Source organism: Albimonas donghaensis (assembly GCF_900106695.1).
Taxonomy (GTDB): domain Bacteria; phylum Pseudomonadota; class Alphaproteobacteria; order Rhodobacterales; family Rhodobacteraceae; genus Albimonas; species Albimonas donghaensis.
Genome location: NZ_FNMZ01000002.1, coordinates 704,782 through 716,608, shown reverse-complemented (window position 1 = coordinate 716,608; position 11,827 = coordinate 704,782). Strand labels below are relative to the sequence as shown.

The window sequence follows — 11,827 nt, the reverse complement described above, 5'->3', positions numbered from 1 at the left end:
GTCAGGCGGCCGGCTCGGCGGCGGGCCTCAGCAGGTCGAGAATGCGGGCCCGCATGGCGAGCTGGGCCGCATCGAAACGGGCGGCGGAGCGGGGACGGGCGGCGCTGAGCTCGAAGCTCTCCACAATGCGTCCGGGGCCCGAGGACATGACGTGGATGCGGTCGGCGAGCACCAGAGCCTCGTCCACGTCATGGGTGATGAACAGGACCGTGGCCAGATGGGCGCGCCACACGCCGGACAGCAGGTCATGCATCGACCCGCGGGTCTGGGCGTCGAGCGCGCCGAAGGGCTCGTCCATCAGCAGCGCCTTGGGCCGGCCGGCGAAGGTGCGGGCGATGGCCACCCGCTGCTTCATGCCGCCCGAGAGCTGGCCGGGGAACTTCTTCTCCTGCCCCCGCAACCCCACTTCGGCCAGCGCCGCCATGGCCTTCTGCCGACGTTCGGCCCTGGAGAACCCGAAGCGGCGCAACGCGAAATCCACGTTCCCGAGCGCGGTCAGCCAGGGGAACAGCGCGTATTGCTGAAAGATCACCCCGATCTCCGGGTCCGGACCGCGGACCGGGGCGCCGTCCACCAGGATCTCGCCATGGGCCGGGGCGATGAAGCCCGCCGCGGCGTTCAGCAGGGTGGACTTGCCGCAGCCCGAAGGGCCGATGATGGCGGTGAAGGTCCCCGGCTCCAGCGTCAGGGTGGTGCGGGTGACGGCGGGGGTCGGGCCGCGGCGGCCGTCGAAGGCGATCTCGACGGCGCGGAACTCGACCCTTCCGCGGGTGTCGGCGGCGTGGGCCATCATGCCTGCTCCCAGTGGACGAGGCGCCTGCAGATGCGGTGCACCGCCTGATCCACCAAGGCGCCGGCCGCGCCGAGGACGATGAGCAGGGCGAACATCCGGTCGGTCCGCACGTATTGGCGCGCCTCCTGAAGGCGATAGCCGATGCCGGACGACGCCCCGGTCAGCTCGGCGGCCACGAGGCTCAGCAGCGCGAGCGCGACCCCCAGCCGGATGCCGGCCGCGATATGCGGGGCGGCGGCGGGGATCACCACCACCAGGAACTCGCGCAGGCGGGAGGCCCCGAGCGAGCGCGAGGCGCGGATGTAGATCTCCGGCACGTATTCCATGCCGTGATGGGTGTTGAACCACACCGTCAGGAACACCGTGTAGGCGATGACGAAATACTTGGACTCCTCGCCGATCCCGAACCAAACGATCGCCACCGGCACCAGCGCGATGGCCGGGATCGGACGCATCAGGCTCAGGAACGGGCCCAGCAGCATCCGGAACAGCTGCGTGCGCCCGGTCGCAAGCCCCGCGGCCACCCCCAGCCCGGCGCCGATGAAGAACCCGATGGCGGCGCGGCCGAGCGAAACGCGGAGATCCTCCCACAGCACGCCCTGCCGGGCCATCTCGATGAAGGCCGAGACCACGGTCCAGGGCGCGGGGAACAGCGCCTCGTTCACCAGCCCGGCGAGGGAGACCGCCGACCAGATCGCCAGCACGAAGCCCAGCGACACCACCGGGCGCAGCGGCCCGGAAAGGCTGCGGCCCAGCGCCGGCCGAAGCGGCGGTCGCCTGGGGGCGGAGGCGGTCATCTCGTGTCCTCTCGCGTCCGGCGCGGAACGCGCTGTTGCGGTGGCCGACGATCTTGCCGACGCGGCCCGGCTCGGGATAGGGCGCGACTTCCGGAATAACGTATTCCCGGACAACTTTTTCACCAGGCGTGACTTCGAACGGCCGTCCCCAGGGGCTGTCGGCGATGAAAGTATTGCCCGTTCCCTGTCTTGGCGCCTCACCCATATGGGGGAGAAGAAGGACGGGCCGTTGGGGCAACGGTATTACCGGACGATGGCGCCCTAGGGGGGCAGGGGCCTCGGCGCCGGATGCCCGAGGCGTCCCGCGTCCCGTTCATCGTCGGTCAGCGATCCTGGCGGCGGACGGCCTGCGCCGCTTTCCGTGCGGCGGTCAGCCCGCCGCCCCGACGACGCCGGGTCATCTGGTCGACCTGGGCCAGAGCGTCCGCGGCTTGCTTTCGATCCGGGGTCATGGTCATGGTTCGCCTTGGCGCGGAAATCGTTTGCTTAAGGGAAAAAACGATTTTCCGGATCGGTATGATTGGAAAGTCGACTTGAACCGGGCGCCGGGGTCGCGTTTCGGCGGGGTCGATCAAGGGTTGCGCAGGCGTCGCGCAGGTTTTGCGCGCTTGTGAACGTAGGAGAAGGCCGATGTCGGGGAAACAGCCGCGTCGCGTGACGATACTGGACATCGCGCGGGAGATGGGCGTGGCGCCGTCCACGGTGTCGAACGCGCTCTCGGGCAAGCGCTATGTCGATCCCGCTCTGGTGGAGCGGGTGAAGGCGACGGCCGAACGGCTGGGCTATCGGCCCAATCCGGTGGCGCGGCGGCTGCGCTCGGGCCGGGCCTCGGCGATCGGGCTGTTCTCGGCGATGCCTTTCGCGGTGGCCGGCGGGGCCTCGCGGCTGGGCTTCATGATGGATATCGCGGCGACCGCGGCCGAAGAGACCATGCGCTCGGGCCTGTCGCTGACCCTGGTGCCGCCGATGGAGGCCTCGCCCCCGGTCGAAGACCTGCTGATCGACGGCGCGCTGCTGATCGAGCCGGCTCGCGACGACCCCTTCGCCGAACTGCTCGACGCCCGCGGCCTGCCCGTGGTGCGCATCGGTCGTCAGCCGGGGCGGGAGAGCGCGCCGCATGTGGACCTGCGCTCGGCCGAGACGGCGGCGAAGCTGCTGGCGCATCTGGAGGCGCGGGGCGCCAGGCGCATCGCCCTGATGACCGGCCAGGGCCGCCGCGCCAGCCATGAGGAGACCGAGGCCGAATACGCGCGGTTCTGCGCCCTGCGCGGGATGGAGCCGCTGGCCTTCCGCCTGACCGAGACGAACGGCGTTCAGGGCGGCCATGACGCGACGCTGAAGCTGCTGGCGGAGCGGCCCGACGTGGACGCGATCCTGGCCCCGGTCGATGTTTTCGCCGCCGGCGCCTGCCAGGCCGCGAAGGAGATCGGGCGCCGGGTGCCCGAGGATCTGCTGATCGCCACCCGCTATGACGGCCCGCGCTCGCTGGCCTCCGACCCGCCGCTGACCGCGGTGAACCTGAGCCTTCCCGTGGTGGCGCAGGAGGCGGTGCGGATGCTCACCGCCATGATCGAGGGCCATGAGACGCCCCGCGTCGTCCCCTCGCCCGAGGCGCGGCTGGTGATCCGCGCTTCGACCGGGGGCTGAGGCGCGCGAGGTTCCTCGGCCCGGCCCCCCCCCCGTTCGCATCCCCGTGCCCGCCGCCGTGCCCGCCGCCGTGAATGCCGCCAGGCCGAACACGGTGAGGCGCCGCGCCTGACCTCTCCCTTGATAACGTTGGGTTAACTCGGCCGCGGTTAACTCGGCGGCGCGTAGGGTTGAGGTCGGTTGTGGAGGATCGCGTTTTGATCCGTCGTTTTCTGTCGGCCGCGATGTTGCTTTGCGCGGCGCCCTCCGGGGCCCAGACGCCCGGACTGCCGACCGTCGGGCTTCCGACGCCGCAGATCCCGGCGCCGCATGGCGGCGGCCGCGGGCCGGGACCGCTTCCCTTCCCGGGCGGTCCTTTCGCGGGGCCTGCCGGCTGGGTGGGCGCCGGGGTGGGCGCTGGGGTGGGAGCTGGGGCGCTGGCCCTGCTGGCGACCGGGATCCCGGACCGGCTCTCGGGCATGATGGACGATGCCGCGGCGGGGCTCGCGCTCGGCGCGCCGGCGGATTGCCTGCTGCGCCTGCAATCCATGGCGCTGGCCGGCGGGCTCGCCCGGGCCATGCTGCCCTTTTCCGACGCCTGGACGCTGGAGGATGCGCGCGGCCCGGTGGTGCGCCTGCGCGTCGTCATCGGCGGCCTGCATCGCCATCAGGACAGTTGGTGCGAGGGCGGCCGCCTCGCCGCCGAGACCCTGCCCTGGGGAAAGGGCGAAGCCACGCCGCGGGCGGTGGAGACGGGGACGCTCGATCTCGCGCTCGCCGGCATGACCGCGCTGGGGATGCTGCCGGGGGATGTCGGCGCGAGCGCCGGGACCGGGGCGGGGCCCGAAGCCGGCGCCGAAACCGGGGCGGAGGCGGGCGCCGAGGCTGGGACCTCCATCGTGCTCGGTCCCGGCCGGACCGCGTTCGTGCCGTTCTCGCCGCCCCCGTCCCTGCGCGCGGCCGAGGCGATGCGCCTGCGCGACGTGCTCTCGCGCAATTGGGCGCTGCCGCGGCTGCATGACCTGCCGGACTGGCGGCGGCTGGGGGTGACGCTGCTGGTGCGGCTCGCCCCCTCCGCCCGGCTCGCCGAGACGCCTGAAGTGCTGCGCCCGAAGAATGCCGAGGGGCGCGACTGGGACGAGGCGACCGAACTCGCCATCCGCGCGGTGGAGGCCGGCGCCGCCGAGGGTTTCCGCCTGCCCGCGGCGGAGCACGTCCGCTGGTCCGAGTTCGTCGTCACCTTCGACCCGGTGCGCGGCATCCGTTTCTAGGCCGTGTGGGCGAAGCGCCTGATCCCACTGGCGGATCGAGGTGATCTGAGCGAAGCCGAGGAAGCGGGCCGCGGTCCTGCCGTAACGGGTGGCGCCAGGCGTGGATGGCCGCTCGCGCCCTGCGGGGCCTGCGGGTCGGGATCACGGCCACACCGCCGAGGGCCTGCATCTCCTGGCAGCATGCGGGCGGCCTTGCCGGGGGCCGGATTCTCTCATGAAAGGCGCGAAGACCCCGCCGGGCGCCGCCGAGAGCGCTGCCGATCATCCTGACGACCGCTGGCGGCCGCCGCTCGACAGCTCAAGGCGTCCGGCCGGGCTGGCCAGGGCGAAGGTTATCGGCGTGACCTTGTTTCCCTCGCGGAGCCATCGTCACCCGTCCGGGCCACGTCGACTGCGCCAACGCGCCGATCGGGTCGATCACGGGTCCCGAGGACGCGGAAATCAACGCGATTCTCGAACAACGCGACGTCGCTTCGGACCCGCAATTCGCCCGCGCGGCGTCTCGAAATCGCGAAACGGCAACGCGCGTTCCCAACCAGCCCATGCGGGCCGGTTCTGATGACCGGAAATGTCAGGAAGGTCTGTGGCTGGGGAACCTGGATTCGAACCAGGACCGACGGAGTCAGAGTCCGCTGTTCTACCGTTAAACTATTCCCCAACGGCGACGGCGCTCAAGTATCGGAGGCCCGGGGGGAGGTCAAGGGGCCGGAGGGAGGTTTCGCGCCCTCCGGCGATTTCGCCTCGGGCGAAGCGCCGGGGCCGCGGCCCGCCTCCCTTGCGGAAGGCGACCGGACGCGGCGCCGATCCCGGGCGCGGAGGCCGTCGCATTCCCCACGCCGCCGGCGCCGCGCCCCTTTCCATCCGACCCCGAGAGGCCTATCTGAGGGGCAGGCGGGTTCTGTTCCTCTCGTGCGGCGCCCTACATCCTGGTGGCCTAACTTCTCGCACGGGAGCTGGCTCTGTTTCGGGTCGTGGCCTGAAGCAACCGGCGCCCACCTGGTTATCCAGGCTGCGAGGATTAGACGCGCTCACGGTCGCAACGGGCCCGCCGCCTTTCCCACATCGCCACGCGCCGGCCGACCGCTTTCGCGGGCCGGCGGCGGTTCGCGCCCCGCGGGGGGCGTCTCAGCCCTCCGGCTCGGGCGCGGGGATCGCCCAGGGGCGCAGGACCGCGTCGCGGGCGGCGAAGGCGGCGATGTCGTCGGCGCGGGCCCGGGTCAGGTCCAGATCGTCCCAGCCGTTCAGCAGCTTGGTGCGCCAGACCGGCGCGATCTCGAAGGCCACCGGCGCGCCTGCGCCGCGGATCTCCTGCGCCTCCAGATCGACCTCCAGCCGGGTCAGCCCGCCCGCCAGCGCGTCGAGCAGCGTCTCCGCTTCCGCCTCCGTCACCCGCGCGGGCAGCAACCCGTTGTTCACCGCGTTGCCGGAGAAGATGTCCCCGAAGCTGGGCGCGATCACCGCGCGGATGCCGTGGTCGACCAGCGCGTAGACCGCGGCTTCGCGCGACGAGCCCCCGCCGAAATTGCGCCGGGCGACGAGGATGCGCGCGCCCGCCCGCTCCGGCGCGTCCAGCGGGAAGCCGGGGACGGGGGCGCCGTCCGCGTCATGGCGCAGGTCGTGCAGCAGCACCGGGCCGTAGCCCTCGGATCGCGGGCGGGACATGAAGCGCGCCGGGATGAGCTGGTCGGTGTCCACGCCCGACAGCGGCAGCGGGCAGGCGACGGCGTCGAGCTTGCGGAACGGGTCCATCACAGCTCCTCCCGGGTCAGGTCGCGGTGGTCGCAGAGCCGGCCGGCGACGGCGGCGGCGGCGGCCATGGCGGGCGACATCAGGTGGGTGCGCGCGCCCGGCCCCTGCCGGCCGCGGAAATTGCGGTTGGTGGTGGAGGCCACCCGCTCCCCCGGCGCGGCCAGATCGCCGTTCATGCCGACGCACATGGAGCAGCCGGACTCCACCCATTCCAGCCCCGCCTCGCGGAACACGGCGTCGAGACCCTCGGCCTCGGCCTGCGCCTTGACCAGCGACGAGCCGGGGGAGACCAGCCCGGGCGTGCGCGCCTTGCGCCCGCGCAGCACCTCGGCGGCGGCGCGCAGATCCTCGATCCGGGCATTGGTGCAGGAGCCGATGAAGACCCGGTCCACCTGCACCTCGGCCAGCTTCTGGCCGGCCCGCAGGCCCATATAGTCGAGCGCGGCGCGCAGGGCGGCGGCGCGGGCGGGGTCGGCGATCGCGTCCGGGTCCGGGGTCGCGGCCCAGATCGGCGCGGCCTCTTCCGGGCTGACGCCCCAGGTGACGGTGGGCGCGATCTCGGCGCCGTCCATGGTGATCTCCCGGTCGAATTCCGCCTCCGGGTCGGAGGTCAGCGCGGCCCAGGCGTCGCAGGCCCGCGCGAAGGCCTCGCCCCGGGGCGCGCGGGGGCGGCCGCCGAGAAAGGCGAAGGTGGTCTCATTGGGGGCGACCTGGCCGCAGCGCGCGCCGCTTTCGATCGAGAGGTTGCAGAGCGTCAGGCGCCCCTCCATCGACAGCGCCCGCACCGCCTCGCCGGCGTATTCCACGGCGTGGCCGCGGGCGCCGTCGGCCCCGACCTTGGCGATGAAGCTCAGCGCCAGGTCCTTGGCGGTGATGCCGGGCGCAAGCCGCCCGTCGACGCGCAGCCGCATCCGCCGGGGCCGGCTCTGCCACAGGGTCTGGGTCATCAGCACATGCGCGACCTCGGAGGCGCCGATCCCGAAGGCCAGCGCGCCGAAGGCCCCATGGGTCGAGGTATGGCTGTCCCCGCAGACCATGGTGAGGCCCGGCAGGGTCAGCCCCTGTTCCGGCCCCAGAACATGCACGATCCCCTGCCGCGGATCGTCGAGCCCGTAGAGCCGCACCCCCTGCGTCGCGCAATTGGCCTGAAGCCGCCGCACCATGTCGGCGATCCCCGGATCGATGGCGGCGAGGTCGCGGGTCCGGGTCGGCGCGTAATGGTCCGCGACCCCGAAGGTAAGCTCGGGCCGCGCGACCTGCGCCCCCTTCTCCCGCAGCTTCGCGAAGGCGTGGTGGGAGCCTTCGTGCACGAAATGCCGGTCGATCCACAGCAGGGTCTGGCCGTCCTCGCGCGTGGTCACGGCGTGGGCGTCCCAGAGCTTGTCGAAAAGCGTGCGGGGTGCGGTCATTGGGCGCCCTCCCCGGTCCGGACAAATCGGGCGGTCCGGCGCAAGGTGGCGGCGGATAGAGGAGACATCATCATGGCGGATCTTTCGTTCGACCTTACGGGCCGCGGCGCGGTGGTGACCGGCGCCGGCGGCGATATCGGGCGGGCCGTCGTCGCGCGGCTGACGGCGGCGGGGGCGCGTGTGGCGGCGCTGGACCTGACCGCGCCGGAGGACGTGGGCGAGGTCGCGCTGGCCTGCGACGTGTCGGACGCGGGCGCGGTGGAGGCCGCTGTGGCCGAGGCCGCCGCCAGGCTCGGCGGGCTGGAGATCCTGGTCAACAACGCCGCCGCGCCGACGCCCGTGGGCGACGTCACGCAGATCGCGCCCGAGGCCTGGGCGCGAAGTCTCGCGGTGAATCTGACCGGGGCGTATCTCATGTCGCGCGCCTGCATCCCGCATTTCCGCGCTCTGGGGCGCGGGGTGATCCTCAACGTGGCCTCCCAGCTCGGCCATGTGACGACGCCGGGCCGGGCGGCCTACTCGGCCTCCAAGGCCGGGCTGCTGTCGCTGACCCGCACCCTGGCGCTGGACCACGCGACGGAGAACATCCGCGCGGTGTCCCTGTCCCCCGGCGCGGTGATGACCAGCCGGATCATCGACCAGGCGGGGAGCGAGGAAGCGGCCGAGGCCGCCTTCGCCCCCCTTCATCCCGTCGGCCGGGTGGGACGGGTGGAGGAGATGGCCTCGGCCGCCCTTTTCCTCGTGTCCGACGCCGCGGGCTTCGTCACCGGGGCCGACCTGCTGGCGGACGGCGGATACACCGCCCGCTAGCGGGCCGCTCAGGCGAGGGTCAGCGCCACCTCGACATTGCCGTGGGTGGCGTTGGAATAGGGGCGGTTGCGGTGCGCCTCCTCCAGCAGGGCCTGCGCGGCCTCGCGCTCCGGCCCCGGGATGGTCACCGCCATCTCGACGGCCAGCCCGTAGCCCGGCTTGTCCTCGTTCGGCCCGATGGAGACCCTGGCGGCGGCGAAGAGCTGCTCGGGATTGGTCCCGCTCTCGCCGGTTCCGCCCATGCCGACGGGTTTGACCAGTTTCAGGTCCAGCGCCCTGTCGGGGGTGGAGGCGGTCCCTTCGCGGCCGCCCACGGCCTGGGCCTCGGCGGTGTAGAGGATCTTCATGCGGCGTCTCCCTTCGGGGTCAGCAGGGCGGAGGCGGCGGGCGTCGCCAGCCAGGCGGCGTAGTCGGCCGCGGCGGCCTCGGGGGTGAGGTAGTCGAACCCGAAATCCTCGCGGAACCGGCGCCCGTCGATCGGGGTCCGGGTGCGGCTCAGGTCGTCATTGTATTCGAGGTCGCCCTCGTCGGTCCCGGCCCCGGTCAGGGACCAGTCGAACGGGGTTTTCGACTGCATGGCCTCTGCCAGCAGGTCGGGCCGCCAGATCGCGCCGGAGGACAGGTTGTAGAGGTCATGGGGCGGCGCCTCGGCCCGCAGCAGGGTGGCCAGCGCCCGCGCGATATCGCGTGAGGACGTCCAGTCCCGCGCCCCGCCGGCCCCGATCCGGGTGGGCAGGCCGGCCAGCCCGCGGGCGGCGATCTGGAAGGGCGGGGACAGGGTTTCGCGCACGCCGGTGTCGTATTCCCACGGCCCGAACACCGCGGTGATGCGGGCGCGCACGGTGGACAGGCCGTCGCGGTTGGCCTCCTTCGCCAGCGCCTCGGAGGCCAGCTTGGTGAAGCCGTAGAGGCCGGAGGGGGCGGGCTCGGTCGCCTCGGTCACCACTTCGGGCCCCAGCGGCAGCGCGCCGTAGACCGCGCCGGAGGACGGGTAGACCACGCGGGGGACGCCGGCGCGGCGCGCCTCCTCCAAAAGGATGGCGGTGGAGAGGGTGTTGACCTCCGCCGCGCGGCGGGCGGGAACGATGTCGGCGCGCGCGCCCAGGGTGATGGCCGCCAGGTGCACCGCGCCGGCGGTCCCCTTCAGCGCGGCGGCGACGGCGGCGCGGTCGCGGACATCGCCGCGGATCGGCTCCAGCCGTCCGGGCAGGGTGGCGAAATGGGCCAGCGCCTCGGGCGCCAGGGGGCGGTCGTTGAACGCCCGCACCGTCGCGCCCCCGGAGAGCAGGTGGTCGAGCAGGGCGAGGCCGACGAAGCCGCCGGCCCCGGTCACCAGATAGGTCATGCGATCTCCCGTGCGGCCTGATGGCCGGAATAGATGGCTTCGAGCGCCGTGCGCGGCGCGTTGGCGTCTCCGATGCGGCGCGCCGGCAGGCCGCGGGCGCGCAGCTCGGGCCAGAGGCCGGGGGCCGCCCGATCATGGTCCGCGACGATGACGGCGGAAAGCCCGGTCATGTCCTCGGTCTCGCCGCTGGACAGGTCCTCGACGGTCAGCGTCGCGCCATCCCACCGGACCGGGCGGCGCAGGGGGCGGACGCGGACCGCGCGCGCCCGCAGGCGGGCCGAGGTGGCGAGCGTCGAATAGATCGTGGTGCGCCAGGCGAAGGCGGCGGGCGGGGTCAGCACGGTGACGTCCAGGCCGAGATCGGCCAGCCGCTCCACCACCGACAGGGCCGGCCAGTCGCCGGTGAAATCCGCCACCGCCACCCGCGGACCGAGCGCGGCGGGATCGGCCAGCGCCTGGGTCAGGCTGCGCAGGGCGCCGCCTCCGGGCAGGGAGGGGACGGCGGGCGCGGCGCCGGTGGCGAGCAGGATGGCGTCGGCGCCGAACGCCTCGATCGCGTCGATGTCGGCGCGCGTGTTGCGGCGGATGTCCACGCCGGCGCGATGCAGGGCGCAGGCCTGCCGATCCAGCATTTCGGCGAAACCGGCGCGCTTGGGCATCGATCTTGTCCAGATCAATCGGCCGCCCAGATGGGGCTCGGCCTCCCACAGGGACACAGCGTGGCCGAGCGCCGCGGCGGTGGTCGCGGCCTCCATCCCCGCGGGGCCGCCGCCGATCACCAGGACCTTTCGGGGGGCGGGTGCGGGGGCCGCGGCGGGCTCGGGCCAGACCCCCTCCATCCCCGCCATCGGGTTGACCATGCAGCGGATCGGCAGGTTGCGCTCCAGCATCCCCGCGCAGCCCTGGTTGCAGGCGATGCAGGCGCGGATGTCGGAGCGCCGCCCGGCGCGGGTCTTGGCCACCAGCGCGGGGTCCGCGATATGGGCGCGGGCCATGCCGACCGCGTCGGCGATGCCGTCGCGCAGCGCCGTCTCGGCCTGGTCGAGGGTGGTGAAGCGGCACACGGCGAAGACCGGCGCCGGGTCGCCGGCGGCGCGCAGCGCGGTGCGCACGCGGGCCGGAAGCGCGCGGAACGGGGTCGGGTCCATGGCCATGTCCGCCATCTGCGTCGCCAGCGAATGAGACGCGTGATAGGCGGAATGCGAGACGTTCACGAAGTCCAGCCGGGAGGCGGCGGCGAGGCGGGTCACGGCGATTTCGGCTTCGTCGATGGTCAGCCCGCCGGGCACGTATTCCTCCGCCCCGAAGCGGATTCCCAGGCAGAAACCGTCGCCCAGCGCCGCGCGCACGGCTTGCAGCACCGCGATGGGAAAGCGCAGCCGGTTGTCGAGCGACCCGCCATAGGCGTCCGTCCGGTGGTTCGACAGGGGCGAGATGAACTGCTGGAGCAGGTGGCCATGCGCCATCTGAAGCTCGATCCCCTCGAACCCGGCCTCGACCAGGTTGCGGGCGGAACGGACATGGCCGTCGATGACTTCCGCCATGTCGTCCTCGTCCATCTGGCGCGGAGGCAGGCCGGTGGCGGACCAGGCGACGGGCGAAGCGCCCCAGGACACCGTGCGCTCGAAATCCCCTTCCACCTGGCGGCCCAGGTGGATGATCTGGCCGAGGATCCGGGCGCCCTCGGCCTTCACCGCGGAGGTGATCCGGGCGAAGGGCGCGATGCAGCTTTCGTCGAAGCCCTGCACCGCCTGCGGTCGCCCGACGGAGTTCAGATGCACCCGGATCGACTCGAAGACGATCGCCCCGACCCCGCCCCGCGCGCGGGCGAGGTGGTAGTCCAGATGCCGCTGGCTCGGCAGGTGGTCGTCCCCGAAATTGGTGGTGTGGGCCGGCACGAAGATGCGGTTGCGGAAGGTCAGCGGCCCCACCTGCAGCGGGCTGAGCGCAAGGGCGTGGCGGTCCTGGGGCTGCGTCATGCGGGGCGGAGACCTCCGGGTTCGAATTCCTTGTCCGGACAATATTCC

At 72.8% G+C, this 11,827-nt stretch carries 10 protein-coding genes and 1 tRNA gene; 3 read left to right on the top strand and 8 right to left on the bottom strand.

Features of this window, described 5'->3' with window-relative positions:
* Window position 1: 1 nt before the first annotated feature.
* Window positions 2-790 (bottom strand): ABC transporter ATP-binding protein, encoded by a 789-nt coding sequence (locus BLV24_RS09170; RefSeq protein WP_092680841.1) that lies wholly within the window; start codon window positions 788-790, stop codon window positions 2-4.
* On the bottom strand, window positions 790-1,590 hold the full coding sequence (locus tag BLV24_RS09165; protein ID WP_092680840.1) for an ABC transporter permease: 801 nt from the start codon (window positions 1,588-1,590) through the stop codon (window positions 790-792). Before BLV24_RS09165 ends, BLV24_RS09170 begins: the two co-directional genes overlap by 1 nt.
* Window positions 1,591-2,244: 654 nt before the next feature.
* Here BLV24_RS09165 and BLV24_RS09160 point away from each other — a divergent pair.
* Together BLV24_RS09160 and BLV24_RS09155 are read left to right on the top strand one after the other, a co-directional pair.
* Window positions 2,245-3,237 (top strand): substrate-binding domain-containing protein, encoded by a 993-nt coding sequence (locus tag BLV24_RS09160; RefSeq protein WP_218133375.1) that lies wholly within the window; start codon window positions 2,245-2,247, stop codon window positions 3,235-3,237.
* 401 nt (window positions 3,238-3,638) lie between these two features.
* Window positions 3,639-4,487 carry a cell envelope integrity protein TolA gene (locus tag BLV24_RS09155; RefSeq protein WP_143040269.1) on the top strand — a complete coding sequence of 283 codons (849 nt, stop codon included), beginning with the start codon at window positions 3,639-3,641 and terminating at the stop codon, window positions 4,485-4,487.
* Window positions 4,488-5,071: 584 nt separating this feature from the next.
* Here the strand turns inward: BLV24_RS09155 and BLV24_RS09150 are convergent.
* From BLV24_RS09150 to leuC, 3 genes are all read right to left on the bottom strand, one after another.
* A tRNA-Gln gene (locus BLV24_RS09150) sits at window positions 5,072-5,145 on the bottom strand.
* A gap of 467 nt (window positions 5,146-5,612) precedes the next feature.
* Entirely contained in the window at window positions 5,613-6,236 is a 624-nt protein-coding gene (leuD, locus tag BLV24_RS09145; RefSeq protein WP_092680837.1) for a 3-isopropylmalate dehydratase small subunit, read from the bottom strand.
* Window positions 6,236-7,645 (bottom strand): 3-isopropylmalate dehydratase large subunit, encoded by a 1,410-nt coding sequence (gene leuC / locus BLV24_RS09140; RefSeq protein WP_092680836.1) that lies wholly within the window; start codon window positions 7,643-7,645, stop codon window positions 6,236-6,238. The genes leuD and leuC overlap by 1 nt, the downstream gene beginning before the upstream one ends.
* A 72-nt stretch (window positions 7,646-7,717) precedes the next feature.
* On the opposite strand from leuC, the gene BLV24_RS09135 reads away from it, so the two are divergent.
* Window positions 7,718-8,455, top strand: a complete 738-nt coding sequence (locus BLV24_RS09135) for an SDR family NAD(P)-dependent oxidoreductase (RefSeq protein WP_092680835.1) — start codon at window positions 7,718-7,720, stop codon at window positions 8,453-8,455.
* Window positions 8,456-8,463: 8 nt separating this feature from the next.
* On the opposite strand, the gene BLV24_RS09130 is transcribed toward BLV24_RS09135, so the two are convergent.
* The 3 genes from BLV24_RS09130 to BLV24_RS09120 are packed head-to-tail and all read right to left on the bottom strand — an operon-like array spanning window position 8,464 to window position 11,779.
* On the bottom strand, window positions 8,464-8,802 hold the full coding sequence (locus BLV24_RS09130) for an OsmC family protein (protein WP_092680834.1): 339 nt from the start codon (window positions 8,800-8,802) through the stop codon (window positions 8,464-8,466).
* A complete protein-coding gene (locus BLV24_RS09125) occupies window positions 8,799-9,800 on the bottom strand; it encodes an NAD-dependent epimerase/dehydratase family protein (RefSeq protein ID WP_092680833.1) in 1,002 nt (333 codons plus the stop codon). The genes BLV24_RS09130 and BLV24_RS09125 overlap by 4 nt, the downstream gene beginning before the upstream one ends.
* The gene (locus BLV24_RS09120) at window positions 9,797-11,779 is read right to left on the bottom strand and encodes an oxidoreductase (RefSeq protein ID WP_092680832.1); all 1,983 of its coding nucleotides are present in this window, start codon (window positions 11,777-11,779) and stop codon (window positions 9,797-9,799) included. The genes BLV24_RS09125 and BLV24_RS09120 overlap by 4 nt, the downstream gene beginning before the upstream one ends.
* Between the last annotated feature and the right edge of the window lie 48 nt (window positions 11,780-11,827).